This is a genomic window from Bradyrhizobium sp. AZCC 1577 (assembly GCF_036924575.1).
Lineage (GTDB): Bacteria > Pseudomonadota > Alphaproteobacteria > Rhizobiales > Xanthobacteraceae > Bradyrhizobium.
Genome location: NZ_JAZHRQ010000001.1, coordinates 1,653,669 through 1,673,867, shown reverse-complemented (window position 1 = coordinate 1,673,867; position 20,199 = coordinate 1,653,669). Strand labels below are relative to the sequence as shown.

The 20,199-nt window shown below is 62.5% G+C and carries 17 protein-coding genes and 1 tRNA gene; 12 read left to right on the top strand and 6 right to left on the bottom strand.

Annotation, left to right across the window (positions count from 1 at the left end; translation table 11 throughout):
- Window positions 1-55: 55 nt before the first annotated feature.
- The 3 genes from V1278_RS07810 to V1278_RS07800 all read right to left on the bottom strand — a co-directional run bounded on the left by V1278_RS07810 (window position 56) and on the right by V1278_RS07800 (window position 1,421).
- A tRNA-His gene (locus V1278_RS07810) sits at window positions 56-132 on the bottom strand.
- Between the two features lie 215 nt (window positions 133-347).
- Window positions 348-782 carry a phasin gene (locus V1278_RS07805; protein WP_334364995.1) on the bottom strand — a complete coding sequence of 145 codons (435 nt, stop codon included), beginning with the start codon at window positions 780-782 and terminating at the stop codon, window positions 348-350.
- A 255-nt stretch (window positions 783-1,037) separates the two neighbouring features.
- Window positions 1,038-1,421, bottom strand: a complete 384-nt coding sequence (locus tag V1278_RS07800) for a phasin family protein (RefSeq protein WP_334364996.1) — start codon at window positions 1,419-1,421, stop codon at window positions 1,038-1,040.
- Between the two features lie 290 nt (window positions 1,422-1,711).
- Between V1278_RS07800 and V1278_RS07795 the strand changes: the two genes are divergently transcribed.
- Window positions 1,712-4,741, top strand: a complete 3,030-nt coding sequence (locus V1278_RS07795; protein WP_334384125.1) for a PAS domain-containing protein — start codon at window positions 1,712-1,714, stop codon at window positions 4,739-4,741.
- Between the two features lie 36 nt (window positions 4,742-4,777).
- Here V1278_RS07795 and V1278_RS07790 read toward each other — a convergent pair whose 3' ends face one another.
- On the bottom strand, window positions 4,778-5,497 hold the full coding sequence (locus tag V1278_RS07790) for a glutathione S-transferase family protein (RefSeq protein ID WP_334380200.1): 720 nt from the start codon (window positions 5,495-5,497) through the stop codon (window positions 4,778-4,780).
- Between the two features lie 318 nt (window positions 5,498-5,815).
- On the opposite strand from V1278_RS07790, the gene V1278_RS07785 reads away from it, so the two are divergent.
- From V1278_RS07785 to V1278_RS07750, 9 genes are all read left to right on the top strand, one after another.
- Complete coding sequence (locus V1278_RS07785) at window positions 5,816-6,784, top strand: Bug family tripartite tricarboxylate transporter substrate binding protein (protein ID WP_334475816.1); 969 nt, start codon at window positions 5,816-5,818, stop codon at window positions 6,782-6,784.
- The gene (locus V1278_RS07780; RefSeq protein WP_334380198.1) at window positions 6,781-7,266 is read left to right on the top strand and encodes a tripartite tricarboxylate transporter TctB family protein; all 486 of its coding nucleotides are present in this window, start codon (window positions 6,781-6,783) and stop codon (window positions 7,264-7,266) included. Before V1278_RS07785 ends, V1278_RS07780 begins: the two co-directional genes overlap by 4 nt.
- Window positions 7,266-8,765 (top strand): tripartite tricarboxylate transporter permease, encoded by a 1,500-nt coding sequence (locus V1278_RS07775; protein ID WP_334380197.1) that lies wholly within the window; start codon window positions 7,266-7,268, stop codon window positions 8,763-8,765. Before V1278_RS07780 ends, V1278_RS07775 begins: the two co-directional genes overlap by 1 nt.
- Before the next feature lie 337 nt (window positions 8,766-9,102).
- Window positions 9,103-9,996: a tachylectin-related carbohydrate-binding protein gene (locus V1278_RS07770; RefSeq protein ID WP_334380196.1), complete on the top strand. Its 894-nt coding sequence runs from the start codon at window positions 9,103-9,105 to the stop codon at window positions 9,994-9,996.
- A 378-nt stretch (window positions 9,997-10,374) separates the two neighbouring features.
- Entirely contained in the window at window positions 10,375-10,731 is a 357-nt protein-coding gene (locus V1278_RS36835; protein WP_442893676.1) for a CPCC family cysteine-rich protein, read from the top strand.
- Window positions 10,732-10,958: 227 nt separating this feature from the next.
- Complete coding sequence (locus tag V1278_RS07765) at window positions 10,959-11,804, top strand: metallophosphoesterase family protein (protein WP_334380195.1); 846 nt, start codon at window positions 10,959-10,961, stop codon at window positions 11,802-11,804.
- 275 nt (window positions 11,805-12,079) lie between these two features.
- Window positions 12,080-13,390 carry an adenylate/guanylate cyclase domain-containing protein gene (locus V1278_RS07760; protein ID WP_334380194.1) on the top strand — a complete coding sequence of 437 codons (1,311 nt, stop codon included), beginning with the start codon at window positions 12,080-12,082 and terminating at the stop codon, window positions 13,388-13,390.
- A gap of 51 nt (window positions 13,391-13,441) precedes the next feature.
- Window positions 13,442-13,567, top strand: coding sequence for a hypothetical protein (locus V1278_RS07755; RefSeq protein ID WP_334380193.1), 126 nt, complete (start codon window positions 13,442-13,444; stop codon window positions 13,565-13,567).
- Between the two features lie 66 nt (window positions 13,568-13,633).
- Window positions 13,634-16,963: an adenylate/guanylate cyclase domain-containing protein gene (locus V1278_RS07750; RefSeq protein WP_334380192.1), complete on the top strand. Its 3,330-nt coding sequence runs from the start codon at window positions 13,634-13,636 to the stop codon at window positions 16,961-16,963.
- A gap of 18 nt (window positions 16,964-16,981) precedes the next feature.
- On the opposite strand, the gene V1278_RS07745 is transcribed toward V1278_RS07750, so the two are convergent.
- Complete coding sequence (locus tag V1278_RS07745; protein WP_334380191.1) at window positions 16,982-17,467, bottom strand: Crp/Fnr family transcriptional regulator; 486 nt, start codon at window positions 17,465-17,467, stop codon at window positions 16,982-16,984.
- Between the two features lie 136 nt (window positions 17,468-17,603).
- Window positions 17,604-17,858, bottom strand: coding sequence for an ArsR/SmtB family transcription factor (locus V1278_RS07740; protein WP_334380190.1), 255 nt, complete (start codon window positions 17,856-17,858; stop codon window positions 17,604-17,606).
- Window positions 17,859-17,992: 134 nt separating this feature from the next.
- Between V1278_RS07740 and V1278_RS07735 the strand changes: the two genes are divergently transcribed.
- Window positions 17,993-18,958: a threonine/serine dehydratase gene (locus V1278_RS07735; RefSeq protein WP_334380189.1), complete on the top strand. Its 966-nt coding sequence runs from the start codon at window positions 17,993-17,995 to the stop codon at window positions 18,956-18,958.
- 196 nt (window positions 18,959-19,154) lie between these two features.
- Window positions 19,155-20,180: a Fe(3+) ABC transporter substrate-binding protein gene (locus V1278_RS07730; protein ID WP_334365011.1), complete on the top strand. Its 1,026-nt coding sequence runs from the start codon at window positions 19,155-19,157 to the stop codon at window positions 20,178-20,180.
- The last annotated feature ends 19 nt before the right edge of the window (window positions 20,181-20,199 follow it).

Here is a 20,199-nt window from a genome sequence, read left to right as displayed (position 1 = left end):
GCGCCACAGCACAAGTGTCACGACAGGTCGGGAGATAATTCAGCGACTGAAGGATTGGTACAGTTGGGTGGGCTCGAACCACCGACCTCCTGTTCCACAGACAGGCGCTCTAACCAACTGAGCTACAACTGCATCCCTCACGCGGAAGCCCCAAAAGGGGGTCGCGAATGGGCCGGAAACTAGGTGCAACGCCGGCCTTTGGCAAGGCCGGGAAGCATCTGATTATAGTCGTTTCGGGCGCGTGTTGCGTTCAAACGCGGATCGCGCCGGGGCCCGCAAAATGGTCCCGTAACAGCAAAAAGCCCGGGCCGCTTCGCCCGGGCTTTTCGTTGGCGATGCGAGCCCGCTCAGGCGGCGGGCTTGTAGTACTTCGAGGCGGAGGCCTTGATCGGCTCGACGGTCTCGGTCGCAACCTTCTGGCCAAGCTCGGCAAGCTCCTTGGCCTGCGCGGTGAAGGCCTCGTACTGCTTCTTGGCGTGCGCAGTCCACAGTTCGAGCGCTGCCGCCGGCGTCTTCACGCCGAGCAGCTCCTGCGCGAAATCGAGCGAGGACGAGGTGTTGGCCTTGAAGAACTCGATCAGCTTGGCGTTGTACTCGCTGGCGCCCTTGCTGGCGGTAGTGAACACGGCCTCGATGGTGCCATTGTGGGTTTCGGCTGCATCCTTGAACTTGGCGTAGTTGTCGCGGGCCTGCGAAACGCCCTTTTCGGCGAGTGCGCGCATCTGCTCGGGAACTTCGAAGGGAATGATGGAGGCGGAGAAGGGATCGGTGGAGCTGGTCACAGGTTGCATCCTTCACAATGGGGTTAATCGATGTTCCCCTGGCGGGTGCCGGGCGGACGACCGGAAGGAACGCCAAAAGGGATCGCACTCACGGAAGTTTGCCCATCCACGGGCTCGCCCAATAAGCACCCATATCGTGTCAAATTTGTGCAACGCACTGCAATTTCTGGTGCGACGCCGCATAGGGAACCCGCACCGGATGCGCCTTCCAGCCGGTCCATTTGGCGGTTGCAGTACTGCCCGCTGCGGGCGGGGTCAGGCTTTCGGCTTCGCCGCATCCATGGCGGCCTTGCCGACGATCTGGCTCATCTCGCTGGCCTGCTCCGCCAGCACACGCATTTGCCCCTGCACATATTCGCTGTGCAGCCGCGTCACCTCGGCCAGGTCCTTGGCCTTCAGAAGTGACTGCGCGTAATCGAGCGACCCCTGCACGTTCTTCTCGGCATAGGCGACAGCCTTCTGCCGGACATCCTTGGCACCCTCGCGCATCGAGGCATTACGCTCCTCGATGGTATCCGCGGTGGTCTGCGCGGCGGCGACAAATTTCTCAAACGTCTTGCGGGCCTGCTCCAGGCTCGCTTCCGCCATCGATCGCATTTCCTTGGGTATCTCGAAACGGTCTCGCACTTCGCCACTCATGGTGCGTTCCTTTGCATTGGCTGGGATTGCGTCCGGATACTGTCAGGGCGCCGCTCCGGGGACGGATGCGGCGCCGGGAGGTTCCCCGTTGATCCCTTGACTGCCGTTTGCAACCACCCAACGCGGCGGCCAGCCAAAGGGTCCAGCCGGGGTTAAGGTTATCCGCCGCTTAAACCACGGCCGGACGGCCGGGCCGTGGACCTGCTGCCGCCGGCTTGCGATAGTAACGATCCCTTAAGGTTATCGGCATTTTGGTGCCGATCGTGGCGCCGGACGGTCATGTAGTTGCGATGAAGGACGCGGAATTTCAGTGGCGGATGCAGAGCGATCCGCGATTGGCGGCCTATGCGGCGAGCCGCCTGCCGGCATGGCTGTGGACGGCCGACGGCAGGCGGATCCTGTGGGCCAATCCGGCCGGCGCCCGCATGTTCGGCGCCGCCAGCGCCGCAGCCCTTGCTGAGAAGACCTTCGGACCGGCCGACCGGCACCGGCGGCAGATCGCGCGGCTCGCAGGACGGCTGCTCGCCAACGGCGCCATCCGCCTGGAGCGGTTACAGGGGTTTGGCGCAGCGCCCGGCATGCTTGCGACCTGCGGCTGTTCGCGGTTCGACTTTCCCAATGGCAGCCATGGTGTCTTGATCGCGGCCGGCGACATCGCGCTGATCGCGCCGCGGCCGGCGCGGGCGCATGAGCAGCCCGAGAACGAGATGCGGCCCGAGGCCACAGCCTCAAAGCCGGCCCCGCAGCCGAGCGCGCCCGTCATGGAGCAAGCGGCCGTGCCGCAGCCAGCTCCCGATTACGACCAGCCCGCGCAATCGGGCGAAGCGCCCGCCGAGTTTGCATTGTTCGATGCGTTTGCCGAGCCAGCCGCCGCGGAGGAGCCGGCCGCGACGGAGCCTGCTCCACGCACGCCATTCCCGGCGCTCGAAGCATTCGCCAGGCAGCCGACCCGCCGCCTGCCGCTGCGCTTCACCTGGCAGATGGATCGGGAAGGCCGCTTCACGCTCGGGACCGACGAATTCACTGGCCTGATCGGCCCGCGCACCACGGCCGGCTTCGGGCGGCCATGGCGCGAGATCGCCGAGAGATTTGCGCTCGATCCCGACGGGCGGGTGATGAAGGCGTTCGCCACATGCGCGACCTGGAGCGGCATCGTGCTGAACTGGCCGGTCGATGGCGGCGGCACTCTGCCGGTTGAATTGTCCGGCTTGCCGATTTTCGACGGGCAGCGGAATTTCATCGGATATCGCGGCTTTGGCGTCTGCCGCGATTTCGACGCCCTCGCCCTGCTCGCCGCCCTGCGCCTGGCGGAATTGACCGGCGAGATGGCAATGCCGCAAGAGCCGCCCGCCCCGGAATTTCCCAGCCCGACAGGCGTTGCACCGCCTTTGGTCGACGATTTGCCCGAACCGATTGCTGCCGAGACTTCACATCAAAACGATTTGGAAACGCCCGTGGAACCTCCCAAGGAAAGCGTCGAGCAAAGCGTCAAGGAAAGCGCCAACGAAGCCTTGAAGGACACCGTGACGGAATTGCCCGCAGATGCTCCCAACGTCGTGCCATTCCGCGCCCCCGGCGAGGCGAAGCCGCTATCGCTGACGCCGGTCGAGAACAGTGCCTTCGACGAACTCGCGCGGCAATTGTCGGCGCGGCTCGTCACCGAGAATGGTAACCAGGCGGTGCCGAACGTCACCGGTGAAACGATCTTTGAACCAACCGTCGCATCGTTCGCGCGCGAACCAGCTGGCGGGCCGCCCGAATGGTTGGCCTCGCCCGAACCGCCCGCGCATGGCGAAGCCGCGCGCGACAAGGCGCTGCTCGATCTCTTACCCGTCGGCATCCTGATCTACCGCCTCGACCGCCTGCTGTATGCCAACCCCGCCTTCCTGACGCAGATGGGCTATGCCAGCCTGCATGCGCTGGAAGAGGCCGGCGGCCTCGACGCGCTCTATGTCGAACCCGGCACGTCGAATGCGTCCTCGACATCGGACACCGGCAGGCCGGTGACGATTTCCGCAAGCGGGCCTGCGGATGCAAACGCGCCGTCATCGGCCGCCGAGGCCCGCCTCCACACGATTTCATGGGACGGCGATTCGGCGCTGGCCCTGATCTTCTCGACCACGCGCCATGAGGGCGCGGCGATCGCCGCCGCCATCTCGCAAGCCGAGCCGGTAGCGGAGCTGGACATCCCCGAACCGTCCGATGTCGGCCATGCCAACGCCGAAGAACTCGCCGCCATCCTCGACACCACAGCCGAAGGCATCCTGATGTTCGATGCCGAAGGCAACATCCATGCAGCCAATCGCAGCGCCGAAGCGCTGTTCGGCTGTGACGGCGACGAACTGGTCCAACGCAATCTCGCCGATCTCTTTGCGCCCGAAAGCCAGCACGGCGTGTTCGAATATCTCGCCGGCATCAAGGCCTCCGGTGTCGAAAGCCTGCTCGATCACGGCCGCGAGGTGCTCGGCCGCGAAAGTAAGGGCGGCATCATTCCGCTGTCGATGACCATCGGCCGCACCCGCCCAGACGGCCCGAATTTCTTCGCGGTGTTCCGCGATCTCTCGCAGGCCAAGAAGACCGAGAGCGAGTTGCGCGAGGCGCGACGGCTGGCGGAACGCGCCGCCAACGCCAAGGCCGACGTGCTGGCCCGGATCAGCCACGAGGTGCGAATGCCGCTGAACGCCATCATCGGCTTTGCCGAAGTGATGATCGGGGAGCGTTTCGGCGCGCTCGGTAACGAGCGTTACCGCGAATACATGAAGGACATCCGCGCCGCCGGCGAACACGTGATCGCCATCGTCAACGACCTGCTCGATCTCTCTCGGATCGAAACCGGCAAGCTCGATCTCGCCTTCACCAACCAGAATCTCAACGAGCTGGTCGAGAGCTGCGTGGCGGTCATGCAGCCGCAGGCCAATCGTGAGCGCATCATCATCCGCACTTCGCTCGCGCACACGCTGCCGCCTGTGATCGCAGACGCGCAGGCGTTGCGCCAGATCACGCTGAACCTGATCGGCAATTCGATCCATCTCGCCAATGCCGGCGGCCAGGTCATCGTCTCGACCGCGCTGTCCGATTTCGGCGAGGTGATGCTGCGGGTCCGCGACACCGGCAACGGCCTCAACGACAACGAGGTTGCCGCAGCCCTCGAGCCGTTCCGCACGCGGGCGCCGTCCGATCAGTCCGAGAGTGCGCCCCTCAGCCTGTCGCTGACCAAGGCGCTCGTCGAAGCCAACCGCGCCAAATTCCAGATCAAGACCGGCGGCCGCTCCGGCACGCTGATCGAGATCGTGTTTCCGCACGCGGCGGTGCGAGCGTAGCCGGAGACGAACGGGCGTGGGTAGCCGCAGCGTTGATCACGTCGCTATTGGCGAGAGAAACGCTGGAACGCTGCGGCCATCGCTGCGCAAGTAGTCGGCCATCGGTCGAACGACCTTGATGACGGCCGGTCTCGTCGTCATGCGCTGCCGCCATTGCAGAAGTCTCGGCGTTTCGCCGGTCATGTCGGCACCCATGCGGGCACCGAAGAGCTGGGCCATATAGAACGCGATATCGGCAAAGGAATATTCGCCGGCGAGAAACTCGCGGTCGCCAAGGACACGCTCCATGGTTCGATAATAGGCAGCAGCGGCCTCGCGCGCGGGCTTGCCGGCGGGATCGCCTGGCGTATTCCAGAGCGGCATCAATTTGATGATATGCGGGAAATAGACCTCGTCCGATTCATGCTCCAGCCGGCGAGCCCAGGCTCGCGCGGCAGGAGCAGCGGGCCACAGCGCAGGGCTCGGCTTGATGTCTTCGAGATACTCGAAGATCTGGGTGGAATCGAAAATCTCGAGATCGCCATCGATCAGCACCGGGACCTGGCGCTTCGGATTGATGCGCAGGACTTCCGGATGCTTCGGCGCATAACCCTCCTTCTGGGTGAAGGCGACCATGACCAGTTCGAAATCGATGTCCTTCTCGTGTGCAGCGATCTGAACCTTTGCGCCGAACATGCTCAGGGCGGCGGAGAACAGCCGCATCTTGGGGCCGCTGCTTCGATCGGCTTCTCGACCGGATTGAGCATTCTCGTGCATCAATTTCCCCTCAATCATCAGCGACGCGTTCGCCTCCGAGGCCGTGGCCCCTTCGTCATCGCGTCTTATTCAGGCGCCACAGCCAGGCCAAGGCAACGCAAAGCACGGTGCCTGTTCGGGACGTGTGCCGAGCAATTGGCGTTTCACTTTCGGTCAGGCAAGTGCCGAAGGCCAAAAACGCACGAGCTTCAAAGCCCTGACGAAATCTGAAAGATCCGGTCCGCCCCCACAAAGGTCCTTCTGGACAGCGGCGGGTTTTCCGGCTGATATGCGACGAATTGACACACAGCGGCTCCGCGTGAGCCTGGAGGAAATCCCATGATGCCGTTTCATACGCGCCTGTTCGGCGCGGTCGTTGCGTTGACGCTTGCAGCCACAGCATCTGCCCTCTCGCAGCAGCTCGAGCTCAAGATCATGGCGCCCGCAGCCCCCGGCGGCGGCTGGGATCAGACCGCCCGCGCGATGCAGCAGGCTTTGGTCGCCGCCAAGATCGCCCGCAGCGTCCAGGTCACGAACGTTGCCGGCGCCGGCGGCAGCATCGGCATCGCGCAGTTCGTCAATGGCGCCAAGGGTGACGGCAACCAGATGATGGTGAACGGCTTCGTCATGGTTGGCGCGCTCGCCATGAACAAGTCGCCGGTGACGCTCGAACAGGTGACGCCGATTGCGCGCCTCACCGAGGAAATCCAGGTGATCGTGGTGCCGGCGAATTCGCCGCTCAAGACAGCGCAGGATCTTGCCGCGGCCGTGAAAGCCGATATCGCCAAGGTAACCTTTGCCGGCGGCTCGGCCGGCGGCGTTGATCATGTGATGGCAGCGTTGTTTGCGGGAACGATCGGCGCCGACGCCAAGAAGATCAACTACATTCCATTTTCCGGCGGCGGCGAGTCGCTGGCGGCCATTCTCGGCGGCAAGGTCACCGCAGGCATTTCGGGCCTGAGCGAATACGAAGGACAGATCAAATCCGGCAAATTGCGCGCGCTCGGCGTGACCTCGGAGAAACGTATCGCCGGAATCGATATTCCGACCTTCAAGGAACAAGGGATCGACCTCGTGCTCGCCAACTGGCGTTCGGTGGTCGCGCCTCCCGGGATCACGCCGGAGCAGCGCAAGACGTTGAGCGACGCCGTCGAGAAGATGATCAAGTCCGACGCCTGGAAGGACATCCTCAAGCAGAAGGGCTGGGATGACGCCTATCTTTCTGGCGATGCGTTCGCCGACTTCCTGAAGAAGGAAACCGCGCGTGTCACCGACGTCTTGAAGTCGGTCGGCCTCGTCAAATCATGACGGACCTTCCGCAGGCCCCGGCGGCGCGGCGCATCGATCGTGCGGGCCTGGTCGTTGCCGCGGCGCTCGCAGCGCTTGCCGCGGTGCTGGTATGGGACTCCAGGCAACTGCCGGCTACCACCATGTACGGCATGGGGCCCGAGGTGATGCCGGTCGTCGTCGCGGTCGGGCTCGGCCTGCTCGCGATCGGCAATCTGATCGATGCGTTGCGCGGCAACCTGCCGCCGCGCGAAAGCGCCGATCCCAGAGCGGTGCTGCTGATCCTCGGCGGACTTGCGCTGCTGATCGCCATCATCGGCCTCGGCGGCGGCTTCATCCTGGCGACATCGGCGCTGTTCGTCACCACCTCGGCGGCGTTCGGGCGCCGCGCCATCCTCGCCGACCTCGTCATCGCGCTCGTGATGACCACGCTGATCTATCTCGCCTTCGATCGGGTGCTGACGCTGAGCCTGCCGGCCGGCCCTCTGGAAAGACTGCTGTAATGGAAACCTTCGCTGCGCTTGCGCATGGCATGGCCGTCGCCGTCCAGCCGATGAACCTGCTTTATGCGCTCATCGGCGTGTTCCTCGGCACTGCCGTAGGCGTGCTGCCCGGCATCGGACCGGCGCTCACCGTCGCGTTACTGTTGCCGGTGACCTACAAGCTCGATCCCGGCGGCTCGCTGATCATGTTCGCCGGAATTTATTACGGCGGCATGTATGGCGGATCGACCACCGCCATCCTCATCAACACGCCCGGCGAGAGCGCGTCGATGGCAACCGCGCTCGAGGGCAACAAGATGGCCAAGGCCGGCCGCGGCGGTCCGGCGCTGGCGACGTCGGCGATCGGCTCATTCGTCGCGGGCACCATTGCCACCATCGGCCTGGCTTTTCTCGCACCGTGGCTGGTGGATTTTGCCGTGCGCTTCGGGCCTGAAGATTATTTCGCGCTGATGTGCGTGGCCTTCGTGACGGTGTCTGCGACCTTCGGCGATTCGCCGATCCGCGGGCTGACCAGCCTGTTCATCGGGCTGACGCTCGGGCTGATCGGCATCGACAAGCTCACCGGCCAGGCCCGGCTCGCGTTCGGAATTCCCGAACTGCTCGACGGCGTCGAGGTGACGACGCTGGCGGTCGGCCTGTTCGCCTTAGGCGAAGCGCTCTACGTCGCATCGCGCCGCCATCACGCCGAGGAGAAGATCGAGCCGGTGCGCGGCTCGCTGTGGATGACGAAGCAGGACTGGATGCGGTCGTGGAAGGCGTGGCTGCGCGGGACGATGTTCGGCTTTCCGATTGGTGCGCTTCCCGCGGGTGGCGCGGAAATTCCGACATTCCTGTCCTACTCGACCGAGAAGCGGCTGTCGAAACATCCGGAGGAATTCGGCAAGGGCGCGATCGAAGGCGTCGCCGGGCCGGAAGCTGCCAACAACGCCTCCGCCGCCGGCACGCTTGTGCCGCTATTGACGCTCGGGCTTCCGACCTCGGCGACGGCTGCGATGATGCTGGCGGGCTTTCAGCAATACGGGCTGAACCCGGGACCGCTGCTGTTCGCCGAGCGGCCCGATCTGGTGTGGGGCCTGATTGCGAGCCTCTTCATCGCCAACGTTATGCTGCTGGTACTCAACCTGCCGCTGGTCGGGCTATGGGTAAAACTGCTCGCGATCCCACAGCCGTGGCTGTACGCCGGCATTCTCGTGTTCGCGACCATGGGCACCATCGCCGCAAAACCTTCGGTGGTCGAGCTGTCGATGCTGGCAGTCTTCGGCGTGTTGGGCTTCCTGATGCGTCGGTTCGACTTCCCGATCGCACCTGTCGTCGTCGGCCTCATCCTGGGTCCAATCGCCGAAAGCCAGTTGCGCCGCGCGCTCGCGATCAGCCTCGGCGATCCCATCGTGCTGCTGCAGAGTCCGATGTCGGCGACGCTGCTCGGCATTGCGCTGATTGCGCTAGTAGCGCCGTTCGTGCTGAAGGGGCTCGGCCGGTTCAAGGCGAGCGAGGACTAGGTTCAGTATTCATCAATCCAGATTCGTGAGCGCGGCTTATCGATGTCCGCTATCCGGCGCTTTGCGGCCTCGAATCAGACGTCGCCTGAAGTCCGAAAAGGGCCAACAAGCGACATACCGGCAAGAAAAACGGTTGGCCGCCGTGAACCGGCTCACATACGGCAACGCCGCAGCCGCGGTATTCCTTCGAATTAGTCTTGCAGCCGTTTGAAAGCAGCGCGTTGTGTTCTCAAACTGGTCAAACCATTGAAGCCTGCGTTGCGAACCGACCTCTGCCGCCGCAAGTCCAATTGTCTGACTGTATTCAACACGCGCCATGTCGAAAGAGGAGGAGCTCATGGCCAGGACAAATGCTTCGTTCGGGACCGGCGACCTGCTGTCCTATGCGGACGACGGGACTCCCGGTAATGTCAACGTTGGGAGCCCAATGGTCGTCGGGTTCGGCGGGTGGCAGGATTTTAAGTTTCTCTTCTCCGGTAGGAATGTTCGCCGGTTCGAGCCGACCGGCCTGGGCGGCCGGATGACGGGCAACGCGCTGGTTAGGCCAGCTCTGGACGTTTGCGATCAGGCGATCTGTGAGAACCGCATCTACGCTGTGAGGAGACCAGACGACGACCTGCTGTCCTATGGGGACGACGGAACTCCCGGTAATGTCTCGAGCCCAGTGGTCGTCGGGGTCCGGCACGGATGGCAGGATTTCTGGCGTCTCTTCTCCGGTGTAAACCTCGCCGGTTGGCCCCGCATCTACGGTGTGGCCAGCGGGGGCCGACTTGTGTCCTATGGGGACGACGGGACTCCCGGTAATGTCAAACACGGGAGCCCGGTGGTTATCGGGCCCCAAGTTGGTGCGTGGTCTTTCGATTTTATCTTCTCCGGTAGGAACGTCGCCGGTGAGAACCGCATCTACGCTGTGAACCACAACGGCGACCTGCTGACCTGGGGGGACAACGGAACTCCCGGTAATCTCTTTGCCGGGAACCCATGGATGGTCGTCGGGTTCGGCGGGTGGCAGGATTTTAAGTTTCTCTTCTCCGGTAGGAACGTTGCCGGTGAGGACCGCATCTACGCTGTGAACCAAAACGGCGAACTGCTGTCCTATAGGGACGACGGAACTCCCGGTAATGTCTCGAGCCCGGTGGTCGTCGGGGTCGGCGGATGGCAGGATTTTAAGTTTCTCTTCGCCGGTAGGAACGCCGCCGATGAGAACCGCATCTATGCTGTGCTCGCCTAACCTGAAGGGTGCGGAAATTGATCGGCACCGGCATCGACGATGTTGTGGCTGATGTGTAAGCAGGGTCGATGTGCTGGATCTTCACGGTACCTCGGTCAAGCTTTTCTATGATGGACGCTTCGGCGGACGATCCAAGCGAACGCTGCCGGCGCCAAGGCAACCATGCCGTTCTGACCTCCTCCCACTTCAACGTCAGCTTGGGGTCAAAATGCGACATCGCCGGCTTAAGAATGCGCATCCGCTTTTCCCCCAAGATCGGACTTTACAGATCGATGCAGCCACTTCTGCCCAGGGCGCCAGAAGCCGAACCGAGACGGCGTCTTTTCAGCAAGGGGCCCCATGACAAACCATCGGGCTTACAGGTAAACTCCCCTCCCAATGCCGCCCAGCCCTTTATTCCCTTGTCCGTGCTGTGGATTTCCTACTCTTTCCGAGAGGAGTGCATGGGAAATCTGCTGCGTTTGCTGGTGGGAAGATGATGGTCAGGGCGATGTAAGCGTCAATGAGGTTTGGGGAGGACCGAACGGGAGCTACTCGCTCGCCGCAGCGCGCGCGAATTTTTTCTCGCATGGCCACATGTACGACCGGGGAAAAGGAATCCAGATCGTTGAGCGACCCTCAGTAGAGCGAAGCGCATTGCTATCCTACGTTCGCGGCGTGCTTGACTCTCATGAGGCTTTCGACCCAGGCAAGCTTCAAAAGTTGATCAATGCTGATCGAGAGGCGCGCAATTGATTGGCCCTTTTTGGGGCGCACGCGAGTCCGTTCAGGGTCGCGTCGATTTGCCATATCTACGATATGTCCGATATCCGGCCCATTTCGGACCTGCCAGTAATCTTTCTATCGGGGGACCGGTCCTGTCTGAACATCAGGGTCGGCACAATTCTTGCTCGAATCCACTCTGCCTGAATGCATCCGACTGCGGATCGCCTGTTTCCCGGGCATATTTGGATTTGATCATTATGCGCTGCCTCGTTGTTGCCGATCTGCATTATTCGCTGCCGCAATTTGACTGGCTGCTTGCGGCGGCTCGTGAATTCGACGTGGTCATCTTTGCCGGCGACGCGCTCGATATCTCCTCGTTCGTCGATTTCCGCGCGCAGATTCTGGTGGTGAAAAAATACCTGTCGCTGCTGTCCCAAGAGACACGCGTAATTCTCTGCTCTGGCAATCACGACCTCGACGAGCGCAGCGCGGAAGGCGAAAAGATCGCGCGCTGGATCGGTGACGTCCGCGAGCTCGGGATCGCCTGCGACGGCGACAGCCTGACCATCGGCGGCACGCGCTTCACGGTGTGTCCGTGGTGGGATGGGCCGCTGCTCAAGAGCCGCATCGAAACTCAGCTTCGTGATGCTGCGCTCGAGCGGGCGGAACGCTGGATCTGGGTGCATCACGCGCCGCCTGCGAATTCGCCGACGAGCTGGGGCGGCAAGCGGTTCTTCGGCGACGTCGAACTGGTGCAATGGATCGCGCAATACCAGCCGTCGATGGTGATATCGGGCCATGTGCATCAGTCGCCCTTCATCCCCGACGGCGCGTGGTTCGACCGCCTCGACACAACTTGGGTCTTCAACACCGGCCTGCAGCATGGCCGTCCGCCGGTCTATATCGTGATCGATCTCGACGAGAGCGCAGCATTCTGGATTGCCGCCGGTGAAGCGCAGCGCATCGATTTGCGCGCGCCCTTGCGGCGGCCGGCGAAAACGATCGAGACGCCGCCGCCTTGGCTTATATCTTTGGGTCGGATCGCCGATCCGCTTTTCTCCTCATCGACAAGCACCGGAGAAGTTCGAAAAAGGCCCGTGTGACAGCGCAGGACTGTACCCGTATCGTTCGTTGGACGCTCGTGGGTCCTGCGCTACGAAGTACGAGGCCGGCCACTCGGCCACCGCGCGACCATGCACGGAGCAGCACATTGAAGTTGGTTTGTGTGATGGCTGTTCTGGTAAGCAGCAGCCGATTACCGCATGCCGAAGCCGAGCTACGCGGTTTTGGCTTCCGCGCACCGCGGCAAGCTGGTAAGATTTAGATCGCACCTGCTCACCGGAAGCCGATCACGCCACGTTATGTGAAGTGATGTGCAATGGTTCCGAAAACGCAATACGCAAAGAGCGGTGATGTTCGCATCGCCTATCAGGTTGTCGGCGAAGGGCCGCTCGACCTCGTGTTCGTTCCCGGTTTCATTTCCAACCTCGATGTCGCTTGGGAAGAACCCTATCGTGCGCGAGTCTGGACCCGCTTGGCGGCCTTCGCCCGCCTGATCATGTTCGACAAGCGCGGCACCGGGCTTTCTGACAGGACGGTTGGCGTGCCAACCCTGGAAGAGCGCATGGATGACGTTCGCGCCGTCATGGATGCCGTGGGCTCGGAGCAGGCCGCCCTGTTCGGCATCTCCGAAGGCGGCGCGATGTCAGTCCTGTTCGCGGCCACCTACCCGGAACGCACCCGAGCACTGGTCCTGTATGGCGCCTATGGCCACTTCCGCTCGTGGGTTTTGCCGCCGGACGAAATCGAAGGCGCCCTGGAACGCATGGAGAAGAATTGGGGGACCGGCGAGAGCCTCCGTTTGTTCGCGCCCAGCGTGGCATCAGATGAGACGTTCAAGCTGGCATGGGCCCGCTTTGAACGTCTCGGTGCAAGTCCCTCTGCGGTTGTCGCACTTATGCGAATGAACAGCGAAATCGATGTCCGTCCAGTCCTACCGTCGATCCAGGTGCCAACGTTAATCATTCATCGACAAGGGGACGTTCGCGTCAACGTTGAAGCCGGCCGGTTCATGGCCCGGCAAATCCCCAACGCAAAATATCTTGAACTGCCCGGCAGCGATCACCTGTTGTGGACTGGCGAAACAGAACGGGCATTGGATGAGGTTGAGGAGTTTCTGACAGGATCGCGGTGCGCAATCGAATCTGATCGCGTGCTCGCCACGGTTCTGTTCACTGACATTGTGAACTCAACCAAGCGTGCCGAGACGATCGGGGATCGCGCATGGCACGATGTGCTTGACCGGCACAACGCTCTCGTGCGGCGGGAGATCTTGCGACATAGAGGGCATGAAGTAAGGACAATGGGAGACGGCTTCCTGGCAACCTTTGACGGGCCGGCTCGATCAATCCGGTGCGCGCTGGCGATCAATGAGGGCGTTGAAGCGCTTGGGCTGCAGGTGAGGGCCGGCCTTCACACCGGCGAGATCGAAATCACCGATACTGATCTGAGCGGCATCGCGGTCCACATTGCATCACGCGTTGCGACGATGGCAAAGCCCGGGCAGGTTCTGGTGTCGAATACCGTCCGTGATCTTGTCGCAGGCTCGAACATCCGGTTTCACGATGAAGGCAGTCATTCCCTCAAGGGCATCACAGAAAGCGTCAGATTGTTCGCAGCCGAACGTTAGTGGCGCAACGCGCGTGTTGCGCAACGAGTTGTCGTGTTGCTTTGAAGACAGATGCTGCGCGAATTTTTGTCGCCGGCTCCCGTTCAATTTGCCGGCGTCGTCGATCATATCAGCCTGGTTGTTGCACGTGATTTTTTGATGAGCCCGCAGCCCAATACCGCATCCCGCAAATATTGAATGGCATTTTTTTAGCAGTAGTCCAAAATCCGGCCAGCCGCCAGCCAGAACAGTTCGGTGGAGCCAATGCAGCAGATTGCAGACTGGCTCGAGAAGCTTGGGCTTGGACAATACGCGTTGCGTTTTGCCGAGAATGGAATCGATATCGGTGTCCTTCCCGAGCTAACGGATCAGGACTTCGATAGACTCGGAGTCCTGCTCGGCCATCGCCGCAAGATGCTGCGCGCGATCGCCGAACTCAAGCAAGTCGAGTTAGTCGACGAGCCGGCTCGTCGGCATGATGCCGAGCGACGCCACCTCACCGTGATGTTCTGCGATCTGGTCGGCTCGACTGAGCTGTCTGCTCGCCTTGATCCAGAGGACATGTGGGAGGTGATCCGCGCCTATCGGACGGCCTGCGCCAGAGTTATTACCACCTACGACGGCAGCATCGCCAGGTTTGTCGGCGACGGAGTGCTCGCCTATTTTGGTTACCCCCGCGCGCACGAGGATGACGCCGAGCGCGCCGTGCGAGCCGGGCTCGACATGATCGCCGCAATAAGGCCGCTCGAAACGCGCGCGGAACAGGTTGAGGTGCGGATCGCGATCGCGACTGGACTTGTCGTGGTGGGCGACCTCATCAGCGGAGGCGCGTCGGAGCAGCAGGCGATGGTCGGCGATACGCCGAACATCGCCGCCCGGCTCCAGGGCCTGGCTGAGCCGGGGGCGGTTATCGTCGCTGCTTCGACGCGCGAGCTGCTTGGAGAATTGTTCACTTTCCGTGGCCTCGGCCTGCGCCAGGTCAAGGGCATCTCCGAACCCATCGCGGTCTGGGCGGTCGAAGGTGGGGCGGCGTCGGAGAGTCGCTTCGAGGCGGTGCGCACGGCGCGCTCGCTGGGCTTTGTCGGCCGTAAGGCAGAAATCGAATTCGCGCTCTCGCGCCAGCAGCTGGCGTGGCAGGGTCAAGGTCAGGTGGTATTGATTTCCGGCGAGGCCGGGATCGGCAAATCGCGCATGGTCGCAATGCTCTGCGAGAACCCTGTGTTGGGGGCACACTGCCGGGTGCGGTATCAGTGCTCGCCTTACCACATCAACAGTGCGCTTCATCCCTTTGTCGCTCAACTCGAGCGCGGCGCCGGTATCAGGTCACAGGACACGCCCGAGCAAAAGCTCGACAAGCTTGAGTCAATGCTTGCACTTGGAACGCAGCAGGTGGCCAACGCGGCACCGCTGATCGCAGCACTTCTTTCGATCGCAACGGGCGAGCGCTATCCGCCGATCGGCTTGAATCCGGTGCAGCAGCGGCGACAGACGTTCGCCGCCCTCCTCGATCAGCTCGAGGGTTTGGCCCGGCAGCAACCTGTGCTGATCGTCTGCGAGGATATGCATTGGGCCGACGCCACGACACTTGAGCTGTTCGATCTCGCGGTCGACCGGATCAGGGGCTTGCCGATCCTCGCGCTCATGACTTTCCGGCCCGAGTTCGAGCCGCCCTGGGCGGGTCTCGCCAATGTCAGCCTGCTGCGGCTCGACCGACTTGACCGGCAGGACGCGCGCACTCTGATCGAGCAGGTGACCGTCGGTCGACAGCTGCCAGGCGAAATGATGACGCGGATTATCGACAGGACGGATGGCATCCCGCTGTTTATCGAGGAACTGACCAAGACAATACTGGAATCCGGACTGCTGGTGGAAGATGCCGGGCGCTATCGGCTTGATCGTCCGCTACCGCCACTCGCCATTCCCGCGACGCTGCAAGACTCGCTGATGGCGCGCCTTGACCGACTGGCGCCGGTCAAGGAAGTGGCACAGATAGGCGCCGCCATTGGCCGCGACTTCTCATACACATTGCTGCGGTGTGTGGCAGGGCGCGATGATCTGACGCTGAACACCGCGTTGAGGCAACTGGAAGAGGCCGAACTGCTATTGCGCCGCGGGACGCCGCCGGAAGCGAGCTACAGCTTCAAGCACGCGCTGGTCCAGGAAGCGGCGTATGAGAGCCTGCTCAAGAGCCGCCGGCAACTGCTGCACAAACATATTGGCGATGTGCTGCGCGATCAGTTTCCGGCCGTCGCCGAGACCGAGCCCGAAGTCGTGGCCTATCACTTCACCGAGGCGGGACTCGACGGGGTTGCTCTCGATTGGTGGCTCAAGGCAGGCCAGCAGGCGCTCAAGCGCTCCGCCTATACCGAGGCAATCGCGCATCTCGGCAAGGCAATTGCAATTGCCGACGGGCTGCCGGATGACCCGGGCCGAACCATGAGCCGGCTTCATCTTCAAATTATCTACAGCCGCGCGCTGCGGGGCAGCCTCGGGCACAGCGCCCCCCAAACCGTCGCCGCGTGGACGCGCGCCCGGCAATTCGCGGCTGATATCAATGATCCGGTTGAGCTGGCGCCGATCTATTCGGGATTGTTCAATGCCTGTCTGACGCATGGCGAGATCGCGCCGATGTGGGAGTTGGCGGATGCAACCATGAACGCCGCCAATAGGCACCCGGACTCCCCAGTGGCCGCAGTTGTCGCGCATTGGACAAACGGGGCGACCTGCTGGTTCGGCGGCGACTATATGAACGCGAGAACGCATCTTGAGCAGGCGCTTGCGGCCTATGGTGCGGAACCGAATCTGGAGACCTTCAGGGCTTCAACGCTGGACCTGCCGTTCGTCATCATGAGATTTCTTGCTCTGGTGCTTTGGCCGATCGGACAGATTGATCGCGCGCGCCGGCTCGCCGCGGAAGCGGTGCGTTCCTCGGGAGAAAAGCGAGCGCTCTCCCAAGCCAATGCGCTCGTCCATAAGGCGGTTTTCGACGGACTGTGCGGCGGGCCGTTACAGCAAACAGAGACAATCCTTGCGCTCGCCCTCGCTCGCGACCATACGATGCCGCTGTATGTAGCCGCGGGCACATACCTCACTGGCCTTGCAAAGTGGCGCGCCGGCGACCGAGAGGCCGGGCTTGCGGAAATGCGTCGAGGTTGGACCTTGCTGCATGAGAATGACTGTTACCTTTGCGAACCCTTTTGGGGAATGCAGGTTGCCATGGCGAATGCAGCGGCAGGACAAACGGACGCTGGGTTGGAGATACTGCGCGAGTTGATCGACGTGACGGAACAGTCTGGTCAGCATTGGCTCGATGCCGAACTGCATCGTGCTCGGGGCGAGCTTCTGTTGCGTCGCGACCCGACGAACCTCTACGGGGCCGAAAGCGCCTTTAACCGGGCGCTTGAGATAGCCCGAAGCCAGCAGACGAAAGCTTTCGAATTGCGCAGCGCAATTGGACTTGCGCGTCTTTGCATCAACAACGGCCGGGAAGCGGCCGGATCCGAGGTGGTCGCGCGAACGCTCGTCGATTTTGAAGCGGGGCAAGACCTCCCCGAAATCGAACAAGCGAAGAAACTGCTCAGGAAAAGCCGCTAGCCGATGCTACCAATGCAGCTAGAGTCTGGAGTCGGATTGCCGATCCGAGCCTGGCGAAACCTGCGTCGGCGGCAGGTTGATCATGCTCTGCAGGAGTTCGCCGACCATCGAGAGATGGTTACCGTGGTCGCCATACTGATGCATGAGATCGGCGAGATAGGTGGTCGCGACATTGAGGCGCTGCGCAAGCAACCGCGCGATCAACACCGCCACCGCCGGCTGGTCGCGCAGGAACGCCGCGGCGTCGTCGAACTCGTAGACCACCGAATCGGAAGCGGCGCGCACGGTCGCCGTATGGGGCTGCTCGAGCAGCACCGACATTTCGCCCAGCATCGCCCCCGGCTCGCTGAGGACGGCCACGACGCTGTCGCCCTTGATGACCTCAAGCCGCCCTCGGATCAGGACAAAGAGATGCCCGGTCTTGCCGCCCTCGTAAATGAGAACGGTGCTGGCCGGCACCTCCCGTTCCACTCCTCCGGTGCAATAGTCCAGTACCGCGCGCATTGGCATCATCTCCGCTCCAGCCAAGACTAGGCACTGATGATGCCAACGTCGAACGGATAACGTGCGCTTCGCTGCTCAAAATGTCGGCACGGAGCGCCCGGCGTCGGCGCGCGCTGGCGCAGCCCACGACCGAACATCAGATCTTTTCGAGCATGGCGGCTTTCAGCTTGGCGATGCGCGCTTCGTCGCGCTTGTAGAACGTCCACTGCTTGACGCGCTTGGCGCTCACCAGTCCCGCCTGCGACAATATCTTCAGATGCTCGCTCACGGTGGGTTGGCTGACGCCGAGCTTTTCGGCAATCAAGACCCCGCACACGCCGTCCTTGACGAGGTCGCCGTCGACCTGCGGGCGAAAATGCGCCCGGGGGCGTTTCAGCCATTCCAGGATCAACAGCCGCCGATCGCTGGCGAGCGCGCGAAAAGCAGACTCGACGTCATCCTCGAAAGAAGCCCTATTGCTAATTAGCTAAATGACTAATTCATGTCAATCGAGCCTTGATCGATAAAGCCTTGGGAGTCGTTGCAATGGATGCGTCAGCGGATGTCGTAACGTCGGAATTGATCGTCCAATGCGAGCGGCTGATCCGGCCCTTTATCCGGCGGACGCCGGTCGTCGAGGTCGATGGCGCCGAGTTTGGGCTTCCCGGCCGTACGCTGACGCTCAAGCTCGAGCTTCTTCAGCACTCCGGCTCGTTCAAGGCGCGCGGCGCTTTTGCCAATCTATTGACCCGCGATGTGCCGCAGGCCGGCGTCGTCGCGGCGTCGGGCGGCAACCATGGCGCGGCAGTCGCCTATGCCGCGATGAAGCTCGGCAAGCCGGCCAAGATTTTCGTTCCGAGCGTCGCTTCGCCGGCGAAGGTGCAACGCATCCGCGACTATGGCGCCGACCTCGCGATCGAAGGCGACCGCTATGCCGATGCGCTCGCGGCAAGCGAGATATGGGCGCAGCAAACCGGCGCATTGCCGGTGCCGGCCTTCGACCAGAAGGAAACCATGACGGGACAGGGAACGATCGGCCTTGAGCTCTCGGAGCAGGCACCGGACATCGATACCCTGCTTGTAGCGGTGGGCGGCGGCGGGCTGATCGCCGGGATCGCGGCCTGGTATGCCGGCCGCATCAAGGTGGTCGGCGTCGAGCCGCTTGCATCGCCCACGTTGACCAGGGCCCTTGAAGCCGGCCATCCAATCGATGCCGAGGCCGGCGGGCTGGCTGCGGATTCGCTTGCGCCGCGGCGCGTCGGCGAACAGGTCTTCCCGATCGTCCAGAAATATGCGCGACAATCCGTACTGGTTTCCGACGCCGCGATCGCCGACGCACAGGCGACGCTTTGGCGCGCCTTGCGCATCGTTGCAGAGCCGGGCGGCGCAGCAGCGTTCTCCGCGATCCTGTCGGGCACCTACAAGCCCGCCGCCGGCGAACGCGTTGGTGTCATCATCAGCGGCGGCAACACCGCCGCTGTCGATTTCGACCTCGCTGCTGACAGCCGATAGGTCGTGCCCCGGTTATCTGCGCCCCCGCCGTGCTTCACGGGTCGCATGGTGCGACAGCTCGCCATGTTTGGAATCGCTCTAAACTATAGCGTGGAATCCTTCTAAATCGAGCCGTTCGCGACATCCGGTCGCTGACGGCACCATGGCCGCTGCGCTACTGAGACGGGCATCTTCATCAGCTTAGTCGGGCAGCCCCATGATCAATATTCGCGCTACCGCCGCAACCGCAGCGTTGCTTTGTCTTACCGCGTTCGGAGCCTCGACGGCGTTCGCCGACGGCGAGGTCAACGTCTACACCTACCGCGAAACCAAGCTGATCCAGCCGCTGTTCGATGCCTTCACCAACGACACCGGCATCAAGGTCAATGTCGTCTCCGCGAGTTCTGGTCTCGAGCAGCGCATGAAGGCGGAAGGCGCCAACAGTCCCGCCGACGTACTGCTGACGGTAGACATCGGCCGCATCGACGAGGCCGTGCAGGCCGGCGTCACCCAGCCGATCAAGTCGGTGGTGATCGACGAGATCGTGCCGGCGCAATATCGCGATCCGGACGGCCACTGGGCCGGCATTTCGATGCGCGCGCGGGTGATCTACGCCTCGAAGGACCGCGTCAAGCAGGACAAGATCACCTATGAAGAGCTCGCCGATCCCAAATGGAAGGGCAAGATCTGCATCCGCTCCGGCCAGCACATCTACAACAACGGGCTGTTCGCGGCGTATACCGCCAAATACGGCGAGGCCAAAGCCGAGGAATGGCTGCGCGGCGTCAAGGCCAACCTGGCGCAGAAGCCCTCCGGCGGCGACCGCGAAGTCGCGCGCGATATCGCGGCCGGCAAATGCGACATCGGTGTCGCCAACACCTACTATTGGGCGCTGATGATGAACAACGATCCCGAGAAGAAGCCGTGGGCGGAAGCAACGAAAGTGGTCCTGCCGACCTTCGAAGGCGGCGGCACCCATGTCAACCTCTCCGGCGTGCTGCTGGCCAAGCAGGCGCCCAACAAGGCCAACGGCGTCAAGCTGATCGAATGGCTGGTCGGTGAAAACGCGCAAAAGATCTACGCCGACTCAAACTACGAGTATCCGGTTCGCGCCGGCGTCGCCGTCAATCCGACGATTGCAGGCTACGGCAAGCTCAATGCCGACCCGCTGCCGATCGCCAAGATCGCCGCCAACCGCAAGGCGGCCTCGACGTTGGTGGACAAGGTCGGATTCGATAATTGAACGGCTGCTATCTTCTTTG